The organism is Halorientalis brevis (assembly GCF_042678165.1).
Lineage (GTDB): Archaea > Halobacteriota > Halobacteria > Halobacteriales > Haloarculaceae > Halorientalis > Halorientalis brevis.
Genome location: NZ_JBHUDJ010000014.1, coordinates 515,651 through 538,463 on the forward strand (window position 1 = coordinate 515,651; position 22,813 = coordinate 538,463).

The following is a 22,813-nucleotide window of genomic DNA, read 5'->3' on the forward strand; positions in this document are numbered from 1 at the left end:
CAGAAACCGTCCCGTATCGGCCGTCGTACGCGAGTTTTACGGCGATTCAGAGAGCGTAAAAAGGGGCCGAAAACCCGGTTCCGGGAGAAGCCTTATGTATCCGTAGGACTCAATAAATAAATAGTATCGGTGGTAAGCCCACCCATACCCCCACCATCGCCCCCACCCCGCCCCCAGCCGCTCCGGTGTTTTATTTTGCCACACGGCAACCGGCTTGCTGGCATCCGGGGGTGGTATGGCCACTCATGGCACACGAATCCCTCACCCGTCGAGGACGGGCGCGCGGACGGTTTGCAGGCACGCAGACCGAGTGTGATCCTCGCGACGTGGGCGGTCCGTGGAACCTACCACCGAAACGCGCGGGCTCGTGCCCGCGAAGACGGGTTGGGCCCGACCGAACACGTTGTGGCCGGACTCGCACCCTAACACTGTCCACGATAGCATGACCGGTAACAAGGACACCCTCGCAGAGCTGAGTCGGGAGTACCAGGACTCGATCCCATCGGACCTCAGGGAGACCCACACGTTCGACTGGTACCTCGAACAGCTGTACGACGACCCGCGGATCGCCCGCAACGCCCATCAGCGCGTTGCTGACATGTTCGACTACTACGGCACCGAGTACGACGAAGACGCCGGCGTCGTCGAGTACGAACTCGCCGCCGAAGATCCGCTCCAGAACGGCGAAAACACGTTCTACGGCCGCGTCATCCACGAAGCCATCCACGAGTTCGTCAACAAAGTCAAAAGCGGTGCCCGCGGACTCGGTCCCGAGAAGCGGATCAAACTCCTGCTGGGGCCGGTCGGCTCCGGGAAGTCCGACTTCGACCGCCAGATCCGGCGCTACTACGAGGACTACACCCGGCGCGACGAGGGGCGCATGTACACGTTCCGGTGGACGAACCTCTGTGACGTGATTCCGGATCAGGACCCCGCCGACGACGTGGTCCGGTCCCCGATGAACCAGGACCCAATCGTCTTGCTGCCCCAGGAGCAGCGGGACTCGATCATCGAGGACATCAACGAGATCCTCGAAGCGCCGTACACGATCCGCAACGAGCAGGCGCTCGACCCGGCCAGCGAGTTCTACATGGACAAGTTGCTGGCCAACTACGACGACGACCTCCAGAGCGTCCTCGAAAACCACGTCGAGATCATCAGGCTCGTCGCCGACGAGAACCAGCGCCAGGGCATCGAGACCTTCGAGCCCAAGGACAAGAAAAACCAGGACGAGACCGAACTCACCGGCGACGTCAACTACTCGAAGATCGCCATCTACGGCGAGTCCGACCCGCGAGCGTTCGACTACTCGGGTGCGTTCTGTAACGCGAATCGCGGGATCTTCTCCGGCGAGGAGTTGCTCAAACTCCAGCGCGAGTTCCTCTACGACTTCCTGCACGCCACCCAGGAACAGACGATCAAGCCCAAGAACAACCCCCGGATCGACATCGACCAGGTGATCGTCGGGCGGACGAACATGCCCGAGTACAAGGACAAGAAGGGCGACGAGAAGATGGAAGCGTTCAACGACCGCACCAAGCGGATCGACTTCCCGTACGTCCTCCAGTACACCGAGGAGGCGCGCATCTACGAGAAGATGCTCCGCAACGCCGACCTCCCGGACATCCAGGTCGAACCCCACACCCTGGAGATGGCCGGCCTCTTCGGCGTCCTCACCCGCATCGAAGAACCCGATTCGGGCACCGTGGACCTCCTCCAGAAAGCCAAAGCGTACAACGGCGAGGTCGACGAGACCGAGGACGTCGACGTCAAGAAGCTCCGCGAGGAGGCCGCCGAGATGGCCGAGATCGGCGAAGGCATGGAGGGCGTCTCGCCCCGGTTCATCGGCGACGAGATCGCCGAGGCCATCATGGACTCGATGCACCGCGATCGCCAGTTCCTCTCGCCGCTGACGACGTTCAACCACTTCGAGGAGAACTTGGAGAACCACGGCTCCATCCCGGAAGACCGGTTCGAGAAGTACTACCGCTACCTCGAACTCGTCCGCGAGGAGTACAAGGACCGGGCCATCGAGGACGTGCGCCACGCGCTGGCCTACGACATCGACGAGATCCAGCGCCAGGGCGAGAAGTACATGGACCACGTCATGGCCTACATCGACGACGACACCGTCGAAGACGAGATCACCGGCCGCGAGCAGGAACCCGACGAGACGTTCCTCCGCAGCGTCGAGGAGAAACTCGACGTGCCCGAAGACCGCAAGGACGACTTCCGTCAGGAAGTGTCGAACTGGGTCTCCCGCCGCGCACGCGAGGGTGACACGTTCAACCCGCAGGACAACGACCGCCTGCGGCGCGCCCTGGAGCGCAAGCTCTGGGAGGACAAGAAGCACAACATCAACTTCTCGGCACTGGTGTCGAGCAACGAGATGGACGACGACGAGCGCAACGCGTGGGTCGACGCGCTCATGGAACAGGGCTACACCCGCGAAGGGGCAAAGGAGGTGCTCGAATTCGCCGGTGCCGAGGTCGCCAAAGCAGAGATGGAAGAGTAATGGCCGGACACGACTTCATCGACGCCGCCGACGACGCCCTGGAAGCGACCTACCAGGAGCCGATGAGCCTCGCCGAGTACGTCGACCTCGTCCTGGAGGACCCCCAGCTGGCCGCCCACGCCTCGAAGTACCTGCTCTCGGCCATCGAGGCCGCGGGCACTCGGACGGTCATCGAGGAAGGCGAGGAGAAAGAGCGCTACCGCTTTTTCGACGACCCGCACAACGACGGCGAACACGCCATCCTCGGGAACACGGACACGCTCAACCAGTTCGTCGACGACCTGCGCTCGATCGCGGCCTCGCGGGGTAAAGACGAGAAGATAATCTGGCTCGACGGCCCCACGGCGACGGGCAAGTCCGAGCTCAAGCGGTGTCTCATCAACGGCCTTCGCGAGTTCTCGAAGACCGACGACGGACGGCGCTACACCGTCGAGTGGAACGTCGCTGGCGCCGGCGAGGCCAGTAGCGGCATGACCTACGGCGACGTGCCGGCGACCGACGAGGACGACTGGTACGAGAGTCCCGTCCAGTCCCATCCGCTCACCGTCTTCCCCCAGGAGGTCAGGCAGGACCTGCTTCGAGAGGTCAACGGCCGGCTCGACGACCACATCGAGATCCGCGTCGACGGCCAGCTCGACCCGTTCTGCCGTGAGGCCTACGACTACCTCGAAGAGCAGTACCGCCGCCAAGAGGTCACGGACCTCTTCTCGGCGGTCACCGACCCCAAACACCTCCGGGTGAAGAACTTCGTCGTCGACGTCGGCCGGGGCATCGGCGTCCTGCACAGCGAGGACGACGGCTCCCCCAAAGAACGCCTCGTCGGCTCCTGGATGGCCGGCATGCTCCGGGAGCTCGACTCCCGGGGTCGGAAGAACCCGCAGGCCTTCTCCTACGACGGCGTGCTCTCCCAGGGCAACGGCCTGCTCACCATCGTCGAGGACGCCGCCCAGCACGCCGACCTGCTCCAGAAACTCCTGAACGTCCCCGACGAGGGCAAGGTGAAACTGGACAAAGGCATCGGGATGGACATCGACACCCAGATGATCATCATCTCGAACCCGGATCTGGAAGCGCGGCTGAATCAACACGCCGACCGCGAGGGCCAGGACCCGCTCAAGGCGCTCAAGCGCCGGCTGGACAAACACGAGTTTATCTACCTCACGAACCTCTCGCTGGAGGCACAGCTTCTGCGGCGGGAGCTGACCAACGAGACGGAGGTCTGGACGGCGACGACGTGGGACGAACTCGAGTCCTGGATTCGCGAACCCCTGTCCATCCGGGTCAGGGACAACGACGCCGAAGTCAACGAGAAGGAACTCGCGCCCCACGCCATCGAGGCGGCGGGCCTGTACGCCGTCGTGACGCGGCTCGACGACACGGACGTTCCCAACGGGCTCGACCTCGTGGACAAGGCGCTGCTGTTCGATCGGGGCTACCTCCGCGAGGGCGACGAGGAGATCGAGATGGAGGACTTCGAGTGGGACGACGACGCCGACGACGGCGAACAGGGCATCCCCGTCACCTACACCCGGGATGTCATCGCGGATCTGCTCCACGAGGAACAGGACCGCTTCCACGCCGACCTCCCGGTCGAACACGTCATCATGCCCCGCGACATCCTCAACGCGATGGCCGAGGGGCTCTCTGACGCCCCCGTGTTCTCCGGGAGCGAGCGCGTGGAGTTCGAGAACCAGGTGGTCACCGTGAAAAACCACGTGTTCAGCCAGCAGGAGTCGGACGTGCTCAAGGCCGTGATGCGCGACAAGCGCGTCGACGAGGACACCGTCGAGGAGTACATCGAGCACGTCTACGCCTGGGAGGCCGACGAACAGATCGAGAACGATCGCGGCGAGTACGTCGACCCGGACCCGCTGAAGATGAAGGTGTTCGAGATCGAGCACCTCGGCCGCTTCAGCGAGGACCAGTACGACGGCAACGAGCCCACGGAGGCCGTCACGGAGTTCCGGACGAACAAGATCATCACGGCGCTCAACCGCCACGCCTGGCACAACCGCGACGAGGAGTTCCAGGTGTCGGACGTGAACACGAAGGAGATTCCCGTCATCAAGTCGGTGCTGGGCTCCCACGACTGGGAGGACGTCCGACGGACCTTCGAGGACTTCGACCCCAAGCAGTGGGACAACCCGCCGAGCGGGACCCAGACGGCCGCGGTCAAGGAGGACACGATCCAGAACATGATCGAGATGTTCGAGTACAGCGAGGCCTCGGCCGAACTGACCAGTCGACACGTCATGAGCCAGGTGAGTTACAAATGGGACTAGAGGACGACCTCGAACGGTACCGTGAAGTCGGCGAGGAGCGCCGGCAGGACCTCGCGGAGTTCATTCAGTACGGGGATCTGGGCCAGTCGCGGCCGGACGAGGTGAAGATCCCCATCAAGATCGTCGACCTCCCGGAGTTCGCCTACGACCAGCGCGACATGGGCGGCGTCGGCCAGGGCGAAGGCGCCGAAGAGGGCCAACCCGTCGGCGAACCGCAGCCACAGCCCGGCGACGGCGACGAGGACGGCGAACCCGGCGAAGAGGGCGGCGAACACGAGTACTACGAGATGGACCCCGAGGAGTTCGCCCAGGAACTCGACGAGGAACTCGGTCTGGATCTCGAACCCAAGGGGAAGAAGGTCATCGAAGAGAAGGAAGGCGACTTCACGGACATGACCCGGACGGGTCCCTCCTCGACGCTGGACTTCGAGCGCCTGTTCAAGAAGGGCCTCAAGCGCAAACTGGCGATGGACTTCGACCGGGAGTACGTCCGCGAGGCGCTCAAAGTCGACGGCATGGGGCCGTCCTCGGTGTTCGAGTGGGCCCGCGGCGAGAACATCCCGGTGTCGAAGGCCTGGCTCGAAGAGGAGTACGCCGACCTCAGCTCCGACGAGAAGACCACCTGGACGTCGATGGAGGAGATGGAGGCGAACGTCGAGCAGTCCTCGACGGCAGAGCGCATCCGACGGGACGGCGTCGACAGCATTCCCTTCCGTCGCGAGGACGAGCGCTACCGCTACCCCGAGATCATCGAAGAGCGCGAAAAGAATGTCGTCGTCGTGAACATCCGGGACGTCTCCGGATCGATGCGTGAGAAAAAGCGCGAACTCGTCGAGCGGACGTTCACGCCGCTGGACTGGTATCTCACGGGCAAGTACGACCACGCGGAGTTCGTCTACATCGCCCACGACGCCGAAGCCTGGGAAGTCGACCGCGACGAGTTCTTCGGCATCCGCTCGGGCGGCGGGACGCGCATCTCCAGCGCGTACGAACTCGCGGCGGCGATCCTGGAAGAGGAGTACCCCTGGGCCGACTGGAACCGCTACGTGTTCGCGGCCGGCGACTCCGAGAACTCCTCGAACGACACCGAAGAGCAGGTCATCCCGCTGATGGAGCAGATCCCCGCGAACCTCCACGCCTACGTGGAGACCCAACCGAGCGGGAACGCCATCAACGCCACCCACGCCGAAGAAGTCGAGCGACACTTCCGAGAGAGCGGCGACGTCGCCGTCGCCTACGTCTCCAGCCCGGAGGACGTCGTCGACGCCATCTACACCATCCTGTCCACGGAGGAGGAAGCGCAATGACCGACAGACACGAAGCCAAGAAGATCGCCGAGAGCCTGGAGGAACCGGTCACGGAGGCCTCGAACCTGGCCCACAAACTGGGGCTGGCGCCGTATCCGGTGAACTACTGGATCGTCGACTACGACGAGATGAACGAACTCATCGCCTACGGCGGGTTCCAGCAGCGCTACCCGCACTGGCGCTGGGGGATGCAGTACGACCAGCAGCAGAAACAGAGCCAGTTCCTCGGCGGGAAGGCCTTCGAGATCGTCAACAACGACAACCCCAGCCACGCCTTCCTCCAGGAGTCGAACACGATGGCCGACCAGAAGGCGGTCATCACCCACGTCGAGGCCCACGCGGACTTCTTCCAGAACAACGAGTGGTTCGGGATGTTCGCGGACGACCCCGACGCCGCCGCGATGCTGGCGCGTCACGCCGACGCCATCCGGGAGTACATGCTCGACCCGGACATCGACCGTGCGGCCGTCGAGAAGTGGATCGACAACGTCCTCTGCCTGGAGGACAACATCGACCAGCACGAGCGGTTCGCCCCCGTCGAGACCGAACACCCCGACGAGTTCGTCGACGCCGACGAGGACGTCGAGGACCTCTCGGACAAACTGGACGAACTCGACCTCTCCGACGAGGTGAAAGGCCAGGTGTTCGACGAGGAGTGGCTCGAAGCCCAACGTCCCGACGACGACGACGTCACCTTCCCGGAAGAGCCCGAAAAGGACGTGCTCGGTTTCCTCCGAAAACACGGGATGCAGTACGACGAGGACGCCGAGAAGGCCGTCGGCATGACCGACTGGCAGCGAGAGATCTTAGAGATCCTCCGCCGGGAGGCGTACTACTTCGCCCCCCAGAAGATGACGAAGGTGATGAACGAAGGGTGGGCCGCCTACTGGGAGTCGGTGATGATGACGAAGGAGGCCTTCGCCGGCGCTGACGAGTTCATCAACTACGCCGACCACATGGCGCAGGTGCTGGGCTCGCCGGGGCTCAACCCGTACAAACTCGGCCTCGAACTCTGGCAGTACGTCGAGAACACGACGAACCGTCGCGAGGTCGTCGAACACATCCTCCGCGTCGACGGGATCACCTGGCGGAACTTCCACGACCGCGTGGACTTCGATGAGGTGCAGAGCCTCATCGCCCCGGATCAGCAGATCACCGCCATCGACGCGAACTCGCTCGACGACCTCGATCCCGAGGACCCGCGCGTCGACGCGACGCAACTCGACCGCGCCAGAGAGGGCGAGCTCGACGTCGAGAAGTACCCGTGGAAGGTGCTGACCTACGAGGGACTGGCCGAACGTCACTACTCGCTGGTCGAACCGCAGAACCGCGGGTTCGTCAGCCGGGTCAGCCAGGAGGAACTCGAACGGACCTCGCGGTACATGTTCGACGACTCCCGGTACGACTCGATCGCGGAGGCGCTCGCGGACGTCGACTACACCCGCGGCTGGGACCGGATGCGCGAGATTCGCGAGAGTCACAACGACGTGACCTTCCTGGATCAGTTTCTCACCCAGGAGTTCGTGGACGACAACCACTACTTCACCTACGAGTTCACGCAGTCGACCGGCGACTACCGGGTCACCAGCACCGACTACGAGGACGTCAAGAAGAAGCTGATGTTGCGGTTCACCAACTTCGGGAAACCGACCATCGTCGTCCAGGACGGCAACTACAACAACCGCAACGAACTGCTGCTGGCCCACAAGTACAACGGCGTCATGCTCGACATCGAGCAGGCGAAAAAGACGCTCGAACGCGTCTTCCACCTCTGGGGTCGGCCCGTGAACCTGAAGACCATCGTCAAGGAACTCGACGAGCACGACATCGAAGTCGCGAAACGACGCGACCGAGAGCCGGAACCCGAAGAGCGCGGCAAACTCATCCGCTTCGACGGCGAGGAAATCGAGATCCGCGATTTAGACTGGGAAGAGGTCGAGGACATCGCCGCCACCGAAGTCGATTACGACACGAAACCCGACGAGTGGCTTGCCTGACCGGCAACTCTGACAGGACCTCTTTTTCAGTTACTACCATCCGAGGTACCTTCCTCTTCACCCGAACCGGATGTATCCTCGGTTTGCGTAGATTCGGAGTCACTCGTCTGGTCATCCGAGTCAGAGTCCGTATCTGATGTTGTAGCGCTTCCACTTGTCGAGCTATCAGTACTCCCTGTCGAATCGGACTCCGTCGTTGTATCCGAATCCGTCGTTCGAGTCCCCGAATCAATCGATTCCTCACCTTCGGTAACTGTCGTCGAATCCGTCCCGGAATCAGTGGATTCGTCAGCCGAATCTGTGTCCGAACCCTCACTTTTCGATGCAGTCCGTGTCTCGGTCGTGTCCGAACCCTCTCCATCAGTCATCGAATCAGTACTATCGGAACTCGTCGATGTCGGAGGCGAGGTGTCGGCATCTGCATCTCCGTCACTGTCGCTCGTCGTCTCACCCGTAGATCCGTCTGCGGAGTCGCTCTTCGAGGCGGATTGGTCGTCAGTCGACGATGTCGGAGTACTTTCGGACACAGTTTTCGAATCGTCGGCTGACGCCGAGGTCTGTGTCTCGCCCGTTGGTGACGACGTGGCCTCCGCGGTATCACTGTTACCCGTGCTGTCGTCGGTTGCTGAAGACTGTTCGTTCGAGCCTGGATTGGTTGAGTTCGCCCCTCCCGCCGAACCGGTAGTCGAACCAGTGGAATTAACGCTCAGGTTGGATGCAGTCGTCTCGTTGTCTGTGCCGTTTACTGTCTGGTCCGTAGCAGTACTTGTCCCGGACAGAGACGTCGCGACAGGCGTTGACTGATTGGCCGACCCCTGTGACTGATTAACGGTGCTGAGATCAGAACTGCTCGACTCTTTCACCGTCGCAGTCTGTGCACTCGTGTCGCTGACCGGCCCGTGACTGCCTTCGGTATCGATCAGTTCGATGCGGCCGTGGGACACGAAATCGCGGTCGTATTCCCACCATCCTCGAACGGTGGTCGCAACTGCCCCAGACTGTCCGGCGTGACCCCGAAGATCAGCGCCCGCTACTTCCAGCGTACAGATAACTCGTTCAGTCGACACCTGATTGCAAGCAGCCTTGACCGGCTTGACCTGGTGGCCGCCATCGCCGACTGTCAACTCGAACTGGTCAGAGCGAACCTCGGCAGTCGCCGGAACCGACACACGGACGGTGTATCTCGTGTCTCCGTCCCGGACAGTAGAAATCCCAGCAACGCTGAAGTTCTTCGCCGTCATCGTGAAGTCCGGCTTGGTTTCGACAGTCCCCGTTGTCGTCATCTCGGATTTGAACGACGCAGTGGTGTGTCCCACTCCAGCTCCGGCTACGCTCAGGAACACGATGATCACGACCAGCAGTGCGATTCGGTTTAGTGACATTGGTGGGACCTATTTCGGAGAGTCGGAGTCAGCGGCTTCCGTCGCGCGGTACAGGTCCCGCAGTTCCAGTAGTCCGAGGAGCACGGCCGGAACGACGATTAGCAACAACGTGCCTGCGCCCGAGCTCGCAAAGGAGACGACGTGACCGATGAACGGGATAGTGAACGTGACCCGTCCGACGACGTTCTCTGCTGGGACTGGTTCAGCGTCCGGCGAATCGTTCGCATCGCCCTTCGTCTCGAAATACAGCGTTCCATCGCTCTCGGTGACGTTCACGACCCGATGGGTGATGAGTTCATCGCGCTCCGAGAGCGGTCCACCGCTCGGATTGAACGTGATAACATCGTTCTCGCGAATTTTCGTTGGGTCGTCTTCGGAGACGAACACCACGTCACCAGCGTTGATCGATGGCGACATGCTGGATGACAGAACCACATAACTGTGGTCCGCCCCTGCGAGGTCGGGGGCCGCAACCAACAGAAACGGCAGAACTACTACGAGCAACACAGCGAACCCGACGGCCTGGCGTTTCGTGCTCACGGCAAGTACTAAAAGGAATTGTGGTCGTTATTACAAGTAGGTCGGGTCCTGACCTGTCTCAACAGCATAGATGTGGAGATTGAGGACTAGCTCCTTCCCCTGGTAGTCATTACCGAGGTCCGAGATCTTACACTTCAATTGGATATTGATAGTTGTATTCTCCGAGACGTCGGTCAGATATTTGAACGTCGGATTATCGTTCTCGTCTGTTTTCAACTGGCTGGAAAGAGACTGCAGCGTATCTGGATTCGGATTGTTGAGTTCGGCGCTCGTGTTGATTTCGTTTGCGACTTCGGTCGGTAGAGTTCCAGAATCGCCACTTGATTCCCCTTTAGTCATAACATCGGTTTCACCGTCAATGGTGCCATCATCGTTTTTGGCACCAATTGTAACGACGTTGTCACCACCGGTTTCAAGATTTACTTTTGTGGATAGTGGATCGATTTCGTTTGTACCATCACCATCAGTATCGTAGTCGGAGTCATCGGTGATGGTCATACCGAGGTAGATGTCCCCGTTGAGACTTCCTTCGTAGGTCGTCTCGAACTTGCCGCTAAACGTCGAAGTCGACGCGAGATCTTCCGCAGTGAGACTTTGTACTGTCGGTTCACTCCCGTTCAGATCCACGGTCCCAGTACTAATTGTTTGATCGGTAGTACTCTCTGAATCGGAGAACAGTGCAAACGTCCCCGCACCCGCAGCCGCGCTTGCAACGCCGACTGTCGTAATACCGCCCAATACTTTGCGTCGCGTGAGTTCGATGTTCTTGTCTGTCATAGGTCTCACTCTCGATGCCACTCCCTGCCGGAGCGGCTGGTCCCACGCACCCCATGGTCCCCCGTCACTGAATCCGACAACCCGACCGACTGTGCCCTCATCAGTGCGTGTTGTCCCATCGTACTGGCCACACGTCCTTTTGTATACACATACTGGAACCGAGCAATCCAATGCTGAAATCAAGAATGGAGGCCGTGAACGAAAGCGAAGGGCAGACGGAGAGACGTCGAACGGCCCGAGAACGGCCGTAATCAGCAATTACACGGGGAACCAGTAGCGAAAGGTTTCGGATCCGTCAGCGTCGGCACTCCGGCGGCGGACCGTCAGACCCGAGGTGGCTTTTCTGGGTCTCGTACGCGTGGACCAGACCCGACACCAACACCAGGCCGGCAGTCAAGCCCGCCAGGAGGTGGCCGGGGAGTTCACTGAACGGGACGAGTCCCGTCCACGACAGCACTGTGACGCACGCCGAAATCACACCGATCCCCGAATAGTAGTGACTCCAGGGGATCTCGTGTTCTGGAACGACCTCCATGTAGACCTTGAGATCCGACAGGCGATCGGTCGGTTGGACCGTCCCACGATCCGCGTCGAAGTGAACGATCTCCTTGTCGTCCAGTTTCGGCAGATGCGACTGACGCAGTGCAGTGTACACGCGTTTGCGTTGCTTCGAGGAGACGTCAACCGGTTCCACGTCGTTTTCCCACGCTGCGATCTGTTCCGAGAGGTCCCGTAACGTCACCCGATCCTCCTGTTGCAGCAGATAGTGAATGACGTGTCGTCTGCGTGCGTTGCTCAGAACCTCGAACGCATCTTCTCGACGCAGCGACTGCGCCGTTTCCGATTCCACTGTCGACGGACTGTCTGGCCCGACGCCGGCCCCCCGACCGGAGACGGGCTCCTGTGTTGCCCCACTCATGTAACCCCACCAACCAATTGTGGTTATCTGAGGTATTCTGTCCACCCATATTAATCTGTTCGTTATATAGGGTAATGAGTTGTTAGGAGAGATTAACACTGGAGAAATCCGTCTATAGAATAAGATAAGTGGTACGAATCGTAAGGGACAGCCACGAGCAGCCGCAGGGACGTGCGTGCAAACCGAACGAATCCGGGAGGTGAGTATGGTCGCCCAAACTACTACGAAGGAATCACTGGAAGCAAGTCAGATACACGACATCTTACGGAACGACCGGCGGCGGTTGGCGATCAAGTGTCTTCGGGAGAACAGCGGGACGTTGAGCGTCCGTGATCTCTCCGAGGACGTTGCGACCCGGGAAACCGGCGAGTCACCGGCGCCACGAGACAAACGACGGAGCGTGTACGTCTCGCTCCACCAGACGCATCTCCCGAAACTCGACGACCTCGGGATCGTCAACTACGACACTGACTCGAAGGAGGTGCGGCTCCGCGATCGCGCCGCCGAGATCACGACGTACATGGAGGTCGTCCCACGGTACGGCATCACCTGGGCCGAATACTATCTCATTCTCGGTATCCTCGGGTTCGGGACGGTGCTCTCGGCGTCTATCGGGACGCCGCTGCTCGGTGCCGTTGGTGCGCCCGCCGTCGCAGCGACGTATCTCCTCATTCTCGTCGCGTCGGCAGCCTACCACGTCAACTCCCAGGACCGGCAGCTGTTCGAGGGACTCTGGTCACAGACGAGTCCTTCGGACCGCCAGGAGTAACCCCGAGCCCAGCATTCAAGCGCCGGTCGATCGTCCGTCTTTGTATGAGTGGTAACGCGACCGTCGAAGTGAGTACGGACGACCGACTGACGGTCGTCGACATCACAGAACAGGTGAACGACGCAGTGCCGCAGGACGCGACTGGTACCTGTACGGTGTTCGTTCGCCATACGACAGCAGGTGTGAGCGTGAACGAAGCCGAGCCGAGGCTGCTCGGGGACATCGAGCGGGCGCTCGCGGACATCGTCCCCGAGGAGGGATGAGATCACGACCGACTCGACGGGAACGCCGACGCGCACCTCCGATCGATGTTGCTCGGCCGGAGCGTCACGGTTCCCGTGGTCGACGGCGAACTCGACGTGGGAACCTGGCAGTCCGTGCTGCTGGTGGAGTGTGACGGGCCGCGGACGCGCACCGTGACCGTGGTCACGGAGTAACTACGTTGATGTCCATCCAGACCAACTAGCAGGAGACCGACTCCCGGTCTCCCCACCGATGACAGAAGACACAGCAGTCGTCTGGTTCAGGTCCGATCTCCGACTCCACGACAACGCCACGCTCACGCGGGCACTCGAGTCGGCAACCCGCATCGTCCCGGTTTTCGTCTTCGATCCCGACGCGTTCGCGACGACGACGTTCGGGTTCCCGAAGACCGGCCGCCGACGTGCCCAGTTTCTCCGGGAGAGCGTCCAGGCCCTCCGTGCCACGCTACGGGGGCTGGACAGCGAACTGGTCGTGAGATACGGCCGTCCGTCGACGGTGCTTCCGGCCGTCGCGAGCGAATACGACGCCGACGCCGTCTACTCGCAGACGCTTCCCGCACCCGAGGAACGACACGTCGAAACCGCCGTTCGGACCGCATTACGCGATCAGGGCCGGGCCCTGCAGACCGCGTGGACGCACACGCTGTATCATCCGGCCGACCTCCCAACACCGGTTCAGAACATCGACGACACGTTCACGCCCTGGCGACAGGACGTCGAAGCGACGATCGAACCCCGAGAGCCACTCCCGAGCCCGAACAAGGTCCCCAGCTCGACGCTCGACGTAAGCGAGATACCGACGCTGGCCGCACTCGGCTTCGACGACGCCCCACTCGGGCGGGACCAGCGAGCTGTCTACGCGTTTGATGGCGGGGAAACGGCCGGGCTCGACCGCCTAGCGGAGTACGTCTGGGACCGCGACTGCCTCCGAGAGTACAAGGAGACCAGGAACGGTCTCCTCGGTGCCGACTACTCCTCGAAACTCTCTCCCTGGCTCGCACACGGCTGTCTCTCGCCGCGGCAGATCTATGCCGAAATCGACCGGTACGAACGCGAGCGCGTCGAGAACGACTCGACGTACTGGCTCGGCTTCGAACTCGCGTGGCGCGACTTCTTCCAGTTCCAGTTCGCAAAACACGGCGCGGCCTTCTTTCGGCCGGGCGGGATTCGAGACCGCGACGTCGAGTGGCACACCGACGAGGACGCGTTCTCTCGGTGGGCGAACGGCCAGACGGGTGTTCCCTTCGTCGACGCCAACATGCGGGAGTTGAACGCCACGGGGTACATGTCGAATCGGGGCCGCCAGAACGTCGCGAGTTTCCTCGCGAACGACCGCCGCCTCGACTGGCGGACGGGCGCGTCGTACTTCGAGTCGCGACTGATCGACTACGACGTTTGCAGCAACTGGGGGAACTGGGCCTACGTCGCAGGCACGGGCAACGACTCCCGCGACAAGCGATTCGACGTGCTCTGGCAGGCCCATCGGTACGATCCAGCGGGCGAGTACGTTACGCAGTGGCTGCCCGAACTCGACGGGCTTCCGCCCGAGTACGTCCACGAGCCGTGGCGAATGGACACGCAAACCCAACGAACACACGGCGTCGAACTCGGCAGCGACTATCCACGCCCGATGGTCGCACTGGAAGACGCGTCGGAGTGACAGGCGCCGGGAGCATTCGCGCAGCCGCGGGAGAGCGTCCGTTGTGCTGGCGGCAAGTGAGATGTGTGCCGAAACACATAATGTGTCGGGAACGAAAGGAACGATGACATTCGGTCGCTGAAGGGGGCGCTACATGAGGTACTTCGATTTCACGATCACACCGGAGAACGGAGCCATTCATCCTGCCGGGAAGGTCATCGCCGACCACCCCGACGTCTCGCGCGTGTCGCTCATGCACGTCAACGCGCTGGGCGACGGGACCGGCGTCTTGCTCTACCGACTCCGCGGCGACCACGAAGCACTGAGCGAGTCGATTGACGAGTCGAACTCCGTGCTCGCCTGGGACGTCCTCGACGTCCAAGAGGACGTCTTTCACCTCTACCTCCACGTTCCACCGGGACAACCGGCCGGGAGTCTGATGGCGCTCGCACAGAAGTACGCGCTCATCATCGACACGCCCCTGAAATACACCAACCAGGGCGGACTCCGGACGACGATCGTCGGGACACACGACATGCTCCGGCAGGCCCTGGGCGAGACGCCCGACGGCGTTCGCTTCGCCGTCGAGCAGGCCGGGCAGTACTCACCCGACCGTGAGGACATCCTCTCGATCCTCACCGAACGCCAACACGAAGTGTTCGAGACGGCGATCCAGGAGGGATACTACGAGATCCCCCGCGAGGCCACTCACGAGGACATCGCCGACGCCCTCGGGTGTGCGCCCAGCACCGTCGACGAACACCTCAGAAAAGCCGAGTCGCGCGTGCTGTCCTCGTTGATGCGGTGAGAGACTAGTCGTCGGCCGTCGCCGCTTCGCTCTGCTCGTCGTAGATGCGGTCGACTTTGTCCCTGAACTCCGCTTTGATATTTCGCCGTTTCTTCTTCAGCGACGGCGTCAGCATGTCGTTTTCGGGCGTCCACTCCATGTGGACGAGCTCGAACTGCTTGATGGTCTCGTGTTTCTCCAGGTTTCGGTTGACCAGCTGGACGTCCTCGTTGACCCACTCGCTCACCTGATCGTTCTCACAGACTTTCTCTTTGGTGTTCGGCAGGCTAATGTCGCGGTTCTTGGCCCACCGACGGATCGCGTTGAAGTTCGGCACGATGAGCGCGCTGACGAACTTCTCGTCGTCGCCCATTACCATGATCTGCTCGATTCGCGAGGACGTGGAGAACTCGCTCTCGATCGGTTCGGGTGCGACGTTTTTCCCGGTCGAGAGCACGAGCAGGTTCTTCAAGCGGTCGTGATAGACGAGATACCCGTCGTCACGGGCTTCGACGATGTCACCGGTCCTGAACCAGCCGTCGGGCGTGAACGCCTCTTCAGTCTTTTCCTCCATCTCCCAGTAGCCCTCCGTGACGTTCGGGCCCTTGATGTGGAGTTCACCGACCTGACCCTCGGCCTGGCTGAACTGATCCTGTGACACGACGGAATCGTCGATCTTGATCTCGACGTCCGCGACGGGCGTTCCGAGCGTCCCACACCGGTGATCCTCTGTTGGAGCCGCCGAAACGACGGGCGAGGCCTCGGTCAGCCCGTAGCCCTCGTAGATCGGAACGCCCATCCCGTCGAACAGTTCCGCGAGGCGTTTGTCGAGGCTCCCGCCCCCGCTGATGAGGAAGCCGGTGTTGCCGCCGAGTTGCTGCTTGACCTGTTTGTACACCAGCTGGTTGGCGATGCCGTGTTTGAGTTTGAGCGACAGCCCCGGGTCGTCGGTCTTCCCGTACTCGCGAGCGACGTCGACGGCCCACTCGAAGATGCTCTCCTTGAAATCCGAGCCGCTGGCCTGGTCGCGCATCTCGTCGAAGATGCGCTCGTACACCCGCGGCACGCTGGCAGCGCCGTACGGTTCGATCTTCTTGATGTCCTCGCTGACCGTGTCCGGACTCTCCGCGTACCCGACCGTCACTCCCGACGCGTACATGTAGAAGTGCCCGACCGTCCGCTCGAAGACGTGTGCCAGCGGTAAAAACGAAATCGAGCGTTTTCCGGCGTCCATCACCGGCACGTCGTCACCTTTGTCCGGTCTCGGACCGGCTCGTTTGCGCAGTTGGTTGATGTTCGCACGGAAGTTGTGGTGAGTCAGCTTCACGCCCTTCGGTTTCCCCGTCGTTCCCGAGGTGTAGATGAGACTCGCCAGATCGTGGACGTTCCGGGACTCGACCATCGAGTAGTACTCGTCCTCGTCGAAGTGCTCCGCACCGAGGTCGTACACCTCGTCCAGCGTGTAAATCTGGTCGACGTCTTCGTATTTCGTGAGGTTGTCCAGCACGACGACGAACTCGAGACTGAGGTCGTCCTGCACCTTGATGATACGGTCGAGCAGATGCTCGTTCTCGACGACGACGCCGATCGCACCGGGATTGTTCAACAGGTACCTGATCTGCTTGGGCGACGACTCCGTGTAGACGGTCGTGACGACGCCACCAGCCGCCAGCAATCCGAAGTCCGACAGCGCCCACTCCATCCGAGTGTTCGAGAGGATGCCGACGCGCTCGTTGGGCTCTAGCCCGAGTTCACGGAACCCGGTCGCGAGTCGGCGAACGATCTGGGCCATCTTCTCGTAGCTGATCGTCGTGAACTCACCGGGTTTCGGCTCCGGGAGAATCCCCGGCGTGAGCGACCGTGGATAGATCCCACCCTTGTACATCTGGGCATCACGATCGGCGTTTCGCTCGACACTCTCCTCGAACAACTGGGGAATCGTCGTGTTCCCAATGACCTCGTCCGTGTACTCCTCCTCAGCCTCCCGCCAATGTTGAGAGGTGTCGGGTGGTGACATGCTGTTTGCTTACGTATCTGTCGTTAAATATACCAGGGTCAGTAACAGGTCTTGAATCGTACCCGTTGCTGACAGTATATAAACACTACTCGCCCTCCAAACATTTGTGTCCGAGTGCGATCGGCGTCGTCACCCGCATCGAAACCTACCCGGGAAAGTCGAAGAGAACGCCGGATCGCGGATTGCGAGACAGAGATGAGTCACAGCACAGCGGCTATCCAGTAGGAAAGTTGAGAATGCACCGTCTGGGATTTGAACCCAGGTCCTCGGCTGTCTTCCAAAGGCGGACACGAGTGCCGCGACTTTGCCGAAAGGCCAAGATGATTGGCCGGACTACACCAACGGTGCGCATTCATAGCTGAGAGTGGGCAAGTAATAAACCCTGCTTTTCATCCTCGTATTGGGTGAGGATGACAGTGTCTGTTCCCAGGGCGTTCGACACTGGATTCGGACTCAATGAGCCTATGGTCGGCTTTCGGATGGCACTCGTTACAGAGCAGCATTAAACTATCAAGATGATGGGCTTCTGAAACGTCAGCTCCGCTCGCCTCTCGGAAGCATCGAACCGGGATAACGTGATGGACTTGCAGTTGTCGGTCAGAGCCGCCGTGATCGAAATGACTGTCGACCAGAAATGCCACTGCCACACAAAATACTAGACCAGCCACGGTGAAAGTAAAGGAAAACTCGGACGCTGGTGGGGCGCTACTCGCCCTGGAAGTCGGGGTCGCTTCCGTCAGACCGCCGATCTGACGACGTTCGCCCGATTATTCACCTTCGAAATCGGGCTCACCGTCGCCCATGAAGGCGGTCATGCCTTCCATGATGTCGTCGGTGCCGATGAGGTGGCCGAAGGCCTGGGCTTCGACTTCCAGCCCGGCTTCGGTGTCGTCGCGGCCCTTGAGCATGGCTTTCTTGGAGAACTCGTTGGCCAGCGGCGGACCCTGGGCGAGTTCGGCGGCCAGCTCGAAGGCGCGGTCTTCGAGTTCGTCGTTGTCGACGACCTCGCTGACGAAGCCGTACTCCTGCATGTCCTCGGCGCTGTAGTCCTGGTCCGCGGTCAGGATGATCTCCTTCGCGCGACTCTCGCCGATGAGGTTCGCGAGGCGCTGGGTGCCGCCCCAGCCTGGGATCAGGCCGAGGTTGTGCTCGGGCTGGCCGAAGCTAGAGCGCTGGGAGGCGATGCGGATGTCGGTACACATCGACAGCTCCATGCCGCCACCGTAACAGTAGCCGTCGATACCGGCGACCACAGGCACAGGACACTCTTCGAGACGACCGAACGTCTGCTGGCCGGTCCGGGAGAGGTCGATCGCGTCGAGCGGGTCGGCGCTCGTCGCCATCGCCTGCACGTCTGCGCCTGCCGAGAACGCCTTGTCACCGTCGCCCGTGACGAGGATCGAACGAAGCTGGTCCTCGTCCTCGACGATGTCGATTGCCTCGTCGAGTTCTGCGAGGAGTTCGAGGCTGATGGTGTTCATCCGGTGGGCGCGGTCGATGGTGATGTGTGCGACCTGCTTTTCGCTGTGCCCCTCGGGGACGTCGATGTCTCTGCGCTCGAATTCGATGAGGTCGAAGTTCTCGGCGTCCTCGTCCTCGTCGGCGCCACCGTAGAAGCCGCCCTCGTCGGCGGCCTTGTAGAGGTAGTCGTGGGCGTCGTAGCGGGCTTCGCCCGTCTCGTCGTGGAGTTCGTCGAGCGTGTCGGCGAGCGTCTGGAGCCCGTAGTCGTCACAGAGGCTGGCGGGTCCGTCCGGGAACCCGGCGCCGAGCATCGTCGCTTCGTCGACGTCGGCTGCGGGCGCGACGTCGTCGCCGACGAGGTAGGCGACTTCCTTGGCCATCGTCGCCAGGAGGCGCTCTTTGACGTCCTCGCGGATCTCGTCGGTCGGGACGTCGGCGCCGTCGCCGTCCTCGTAGTCGTAGAAGCCCTTGCCGGTCTTCTTGCCGAGTTCCTCGTTCTCGACTTTCTCTTCGAGCATCGGGCACGGTGCGTACTCTTCGCCCTCGACCTCGTTCATGTACTCGAGGACGTGGTAGGTGATGTCGTTGCCGACCTGGTCACCCAGCTCGAACGCGCCCATCGGAAGGCCCACGTCGTACTTCGTCGTAGAGTCGACTTCCTCGATGGTGGCCTCGCCCTCTTCGACGATCCAGCAGGCCTCGTTCATCAGGGGCACGAGGATGCGGTTGACGATGAAGCCTGGCGAGTCCTTGCGGACGCGGACCGGGGACTTGCCGAAGTCCTCGGCGAGTTCCTCGATGACTTCGATGGTCTCGTCGTCGGTGTGTTCGCCGTAGATGACCTCGACGAGCTGCATCCGGATCGGCGGGTTGAAAAAGTGCATCCCGCAGAACTGCTCGGGACGCTCGCTGACCTCCGAGAGGTCCGTGATCGAAAGCGACGAGGTGTTCGTCGCGAAGATGGCGTGGTCGGGCGCGTACTCCTCGACCTCGCCGTAGACGTCCTGCTTGATCTCCATCTTCTCGGGCACCGCCTCGATGATGACGTCGGCGCTGCCGACGGCTTCCTCCATGTCGACCAGCGGCGTCACGCGGTCTTCGGCGTCCTGCGCCTCTTCCTCGCTGATCTGCTCTTTCTCGGCGAGCTTTTCGAGGCTCCAGACGATGTCCTCGTAGCCGCTCTGAACGAACTCTTCTTTGATGTCACGAAGTCGAACTTCGTATCCCGCGAGTGCAGCGACCTCTGCGATCCCGTGGCCCATGTTGCCTGCGCCAAGAACCGCGATGGTCTCGATGTCCTCGAGTTGCATAAGTCGAACATTGTTATTCTCTCCATGGGGGGCTTTCAACGTTTTCGTTCCACATGCCAACGATTAACAGTGTGCTCGCGGTTTAAACGATAAGTGTACAAATTAACAGTGTTTCAGTGACGGGCAACAACAGTTTACAAGTTTTCTATTGATTGCAAAAGATTATAATGTCATGTTCCCTCACACCCAGGCATGGATTTTGAACTGCCAAGCGAGCTCGAACAGATCCGGTCCGAAGTCCGGAAGTTCGGTGAAAACGAGATCGAGCCGGTCGCGAACGAGTACGACCGGGAAGAGAAGTATCCGCACGAGGTCATGGACGAAGCGGCCAAGATGGGGTTGCTCGGGTCCCAGATCCCCATCGAGTACGGCGGTGCGGGCTACTCGACCCTCGAAACCATCATCATCGCCGAGGAACTGTTCTCGATCGACCCCGGCATCGGGTTCTGCATCTCGGCTGCCTCCTTCGGCACCGAGGCCATCATGGAGTTCGGGACGGAAGAGCAGAAAGAGAAGTACCTCGAGCCTGTCGCCGCAGGCGAATCCGTTTGCGGCGCAGCGATCTCCGAGCCCGACACCGGCTCTGACGTCTCCTCCGTGAGCACGCGGGCGGAGAAAGATGGCGACGAGTGGGTCATCAACGGCAACAAGATGTGGATCTCGAACGGGACGGTCGGCGACTTCTTCGTCGTCCTGTGTCAGACCGACCCCGACGCCGACGGCCGGTACAACGGCTTCTCCCAGATCGTCGTCGAGTCCGACCGCGACGGCTTCAAAGCGGACAAGATCCACGGCAAGCTGGGGATTCGCGCCTCCGACACGGCCGAACTCATCTTCGACGATGTCCGCGTCCCCGAGGAGAACCTGATCGGCACCCGCGGCATGGGCTTCCTCCAGCAGATGCAGTTCTTCGACGAGACCCGGACCGGCGTCGCTGCGCAGGGCGTCGGGATCGCCAAAGGCGCTGCCGACGCGGCCCTGGAGTACGCCCAGGAGCGCGAGCAGTTCGGTCGCCCGATCGCCGAGTTCCAGGCCATCCAGCACAAGCTCGCCGACATGTACACGAAGATCGAGGCGGCGCGCAACCTGACGTACAAGGCAGCCTGGCAGGTCGACCAGGGCGAAGACATCACGAAACTCGCCTCCATGGCCAAGGAGTACGCCTCCCGCATCGCCGTCGACGTCGCTAACGAAGCCGTCCAGATCCACGGCGGGTCCGGCTACGTCGACGACTTCCCGGTCGAGCGGTTCTACCGCGACTCGAAGATCACCCAGATCTACGAGGGCACCACGGAGATCCAGAAGAACATCATCGCTCGCGAACTCCTCGGCAAAGGGTACTGAGCAGTTCGCCCACGCCGATATTGTATTTTCAGTTATACGTTTTCGTGAGATAGCTAACAGTACCGAGATAGAAGGCTGCAGTCCGGCGATTCCTGTCTACAACATTATAAACAGTTTTTAACTCGCTAGTTCGAGATTGCAACAAAGTATTATAGTTCTGTTGCGAAGAACCGGACATGGATTTCGAGATTACGGAAGAACAGGAGCAACTCCGCAGTGAGGTAAAGCGGTTCGCCGAGAACGAGATCGAGCCGGTCGCCACGGAGTACGACGTCGACGAGAAGTACCCCCAGGAAGTCATGGACGAGGCAGCCAAGATGGGGATGCTCGGCGCGAACATCCCGATGGACTACGGTGGCGCGGGCTACTCCGCGCTCGACGTGGCGATCCTCTCCGAGGAACTGTTCGCCGCAGATCCCGGCATCGCCCTGTGTATCCAGTCGTCGTCGTTCGGCGCCGACGCGATCATGGGCTTCGGGACGGAAGACCAGAAAGAGCGCTTCCTCGAACCGATCACGTCCGGTGACGCCATCATGGGCGCGGCCATCTCAGAGCCCGACACCGGCTCCGACGTCTCCTCCGTGTCCACGCAGGCCGAGAAAGACGGCGACGAGTGGGTCATCAACGGCAACAAGATGTGGATCACCAACGGTTCGATCGGTGATTACTTCGTCGTCCTCACGCAGACCGATCCCGAGGCGGAGGGTCGTTACAACGGCTTCTCCCAGATCGTCGTCGAGTCCGATCGCGACGGATTCACAGCGGACAAGATCGAGGGCAAGCTCGGCATTCGTGCTTCGGACACGGCCGAACTCATCTTCGACGACGTCCGCGTTCCCGAGGAGAACCTGATCGGCAACCGCGGCATGGGTTTCCTCCAGCAGATGCAGTTCTTCGACGAGACCCGGACGATGGTCGCCGCACAGGGCGTCGGCGTCGCAAAGGGCGCCGCAGAGCGCGCGCTCGACTACGCGCAGGAACGCGAGCAGTTCGGCCGTCCGATCGCCGAGTTCCAGGCCATCCAGCACAAGCTCTCGGACATGTTCACCGACATCGAGGCGGCGCGGAACCTGACCTACAAGTCCGCCTGGCAGGTCGACCAGGGCGAAGACATCACGAAACTCGCCTCCATGGCCAAGGAGTACGCCTCCCGCGTGGCCGTCGACGTCGCCAACGAGGCCGTCCAGGTCCACGGCGGGTCGGGCTACGTCAACGACTTCGACGTCGAGCGCTTCTACCGCGACTCGAAGATCCTCCAGATCTACGAGGGCACCACGGAGATCCAGAAGAACATCATCGCCCGCGAACTCCTCGGCAAAGGCTTCTGAGGCCAGCAACGGACTCGACTTTCTTTCGCGGCTCGACTGCGAGCACCGCGACCGCCGTACGTCGCACCGCTCTCGGCAGCATTTATGTGGTCTGACCCACGAGTACACAGTAACATGACGGTTCGCTCGCGCCGTTCGGTCCGTCTGCACCGGGAGCAGCCACTCGCACGTATCGA

At 61.4% G+C, this 22,813-nt stretch carries 15 protein-coding genes, 1 tRNA gene and 1 pseudogene; 11 read left to right on the forward strand and 6 right to left on the reverse strand.

The features are described 5' to 3' along the window. The first annotated feature begins 442 nt into the window (after nucleotides 1-442). The 5 genes from ACFR9U_RS19135 (at nucleotide 443) to ACFR9U_RS19155 (ending at nucleotide 8,905) form a co-directional block, all read left to right on the forward strand. Nucleotides 443-2,515: a PrkA family serine protein kinase gene (locus ACFR9U_RS19135; RefSeq protein WP_247378747.1), complete on the forward strand. Its 2,073-nt coding sequence runs from the start codon at nucleotides 443-445 to the stop codon at nucleotides 2,513-2,515. Then, nucleotides 2,515-4,797, forward strand: a complete 2,283-nt coding sequence (locus tag ACFR9U_RS19140; RefSeq protein ID WP_247378748.1) for a PrkA family serine protein kinase — start codon at nucleotides 2,515-2,517, stop codon at nucleotides 4,795-4,797. The genes ACFR9U_RS19135 and ACFR9U_RS19140 overlap by 1 nt, the downstream gene beginning before the upstream one ends. After that, nucleotides 4,788-6,104 carry a YeaH/YhbH family protein gene (locus ACFR9U_RS19145; protein ID WP_247378749.1) on the forward strand — a complete coding sequence of 439 codons (1,317 nt, stop codon included), beginning with the start codon at nucleotides 4,788-4,790 and terminating at the stop codon, nucleotides 6,102-6,104. Before ACFR9U_RS19140 ends, ACFR9U_RS19145 begins: the two co-directional genes overlap by 10 nt. Continuing rightward, entirely contained in the window at nucleotides 6,101-8,101 is a 2,001-nt protein-coding gene (locus ACFR9U_RS19150) for a SpoVR family protein (RefSeq protein ID WP_247378750.1), read from the forward strand. The genes ACFR9U_RS19145 and ACFR9U_RS19150 overlap by 4 nt, the downstream gene beginning before the upstream one ends. A gap of 342 nt (nucleotides 8,102-8,443) precedes the next feature. Beyond that, on the forward strand, nucleotides 8,444-8,905 hold the full coding sequence (locus ACFR9U_RS19155) for a hypothetical protein (RefSeq protein ID WP_247378751.1): 462 nt from the start codon (nucleotides 8,444-8,446) through the stop codon (nucleotides 8,903-8,905). A 587-nt stretch (nucleotides 8,906-9,492) separates the two neighbouring features. Here ACFR9U_RS19155 and ACFR9U_RS19160 read toward each other — a convergent pair. The 3 genes from ACFR9U_RS19160 to ACFR9U_RS19170 form a co-directional block, all read right to left on the reverse strand. Further along, nucleotides 9,493-10,023 carry a signal peptidase I gene (locus tag ACFR9U_RS19160; RefSeq protein WP_345893375.1) on the reverse strand — a complete coding sequence of 177 codons (531 nt, stop codon included), beginning with the start codon at nucleotides 10,021-10,023 and terminating at the stop codon, nucleotides 9,493-9,495. 30 nt (nucleotides 10,024-10,053) lie between these two features. Continuing rightward, the gene (locus ACFR9U_RS19165; RefSeq protein ID WP_247378752.1) at nucleotides 10,054-10,800 is read right to left on the reverse strand and encodes a TasA family protein; all 747 of its coding nucleotides are present in this window, start codon (nucleotides 10,798-10,800) and stop codon (nucleotides 10,054-10,056) included. Nucleotides 10,801-11,095: 295 nt separating this feature from the next. Beyond that, nucleotides 11,096-11,719, reverse strand: coding sequence for a DUF7344 domain-containing protein (locus ACFR9U_RS19170; protein ID WP_247378753.1), 624 nt, complete (start codon nucleotides 11,717-11,719; stop codon nucleotides 11,096-11,098). A 205-nt stretch (nucleotides 11,720-11,924) separates the two neighbouring features. Here ACFR9U_RS19170 and ACFR9U_RS19175 point away from each other — a divergent pair, with 205 nt between their 5' ends. The 4 genes and pseudogenes from ACFR9U_RS19175 to ACFR9U_RS19190 all read left to right on the forward strand — a co-directional run bounded on the left by ACFR9U_RS19175 (nucleotide 11,925) and on the right by ACFR9U_RS19190 (nucleotide 15,198). After that, on the forward strand, nucleotides 11,925-12,488 hold the full coding sequence (locus ACFR9U_RS19175; RefSeq protein ID WP_247378754.1) for a DUF7344 domain-containing protein: 564 nt from the start codon (nucleotides 11,925-11,927) through the stop codon (nucleotides 12,486-12,488). 44 nt (nucleotides 12,489-12,532) lie between these two features. Continuing rightward, a pseudogene (locus ACFR9U_RS19180) lies at nucleotides 12,533-12,925 on the forward strand (secondary thiamine-phosphate synthase enzyme YjbQ). Between the two features lie 58 nt (nucleotides 12,926-12,983). After that, complete coding sequence (locus ACFR9U_RS19185; RefSeq protein WP_247378755.1) at nucleotides 12,984-14,411, forward strand: DASH family cryptochrome; 1,428 nt, start codon at nucleotides 12,984-12,986, stop codon at nucleotides 14,409-14,411. Nucleotides 14,412-14,544: 133 nt separating this feature from the next. Further along, entirely contained in the window at nucleotides 14,545-15,198 is a 654-nt protein-coding gene (locus tag ACFR9U_RS19190; RefSeq protein ID WP_247378756.1) for a helix-turn-helix domain-containing protein, read from the forward strand. Between the two features lie 4 nt (nucleotides 15,199-15,202). Here ACFR9U_RS19190 and ACFR9U_RS19195 read toward each other — a convergent pair whose 3' ends face one another. The 3 genes from ACFR9U_RS19195 to ACFR9U_RS19205 form a co-directional block, all read right to left on the reverse strand. Continuing rightward, nucleotides 15,203-17,194: an AMP-dependent synthetase/ligase gene (locus tag ACFR9U_RS19195; protein ID WP_247378757.1), complete on the reverse strand. Its 1,992-nt coding sequence runs from the start codon at nucleotides 17,192-17,194 to the stop codon at nucleotides 15,203-15,205. Nucleotides 17,195-17,431: 237 nt separating this feature from the next. Beyond that, nucleotides 17,432-17,542 (reverse strand) — tRNA-Glu (locus ACFR9U_RS19200). 419 nt (nucleotides 17,543-17,961) lie between these two features. Further along, a complete protein-coding gene (locus ACFR9U_RS19205) occupies nucleotides 17,962-19,965 on the reverse strand; it encodes a 3-hydroxyacyl-CoA dehydrogenase/enoyl-CoA hydratase family protein (protein WP_247378758.1) in 2,004 nt (667 codons plus the stop codon). A 192-nt stretch (nucleotides 19,966-20,157) separates the two neighbouring features. Between ACFR9U_RS19205 and ACFR9U_RS19210 the strand changes: the two genes are divergently transcribed. Then, the gene (locus ACFR9U_RS19210; protein ID WP_247378759.1) at nucleotides 20,158-21,309 is read left to right on the forward strand and encodes an acyl-CoA dehydrogenase family protein; all 1,152 of its coding nucleotides are present in this window, start codon (nucleotides 20,158-20,160) and stop codon (nucleotides 21,307-21,309) included. A gap of 176 nt (nucleotides 21,310-21,485) precedes the next feature. Further along, the gene (locus tag ACFR9U_RS19215; RefSeq protein WP_247378760.1) at nucleotides 21,486-22,637 is read left to right on the forward strand and encodes an acyl-CoA dehydrogenase family protein; all 1,152 of its coding nucleotides are present in this window, start codon (nucleotides 21,486-21,488) and stop codon (nucleotides 22,635-22,637) included. The last annotated feature ends 176 nt before the right edge of the window (nucleotides 22,638-22,813 follow it).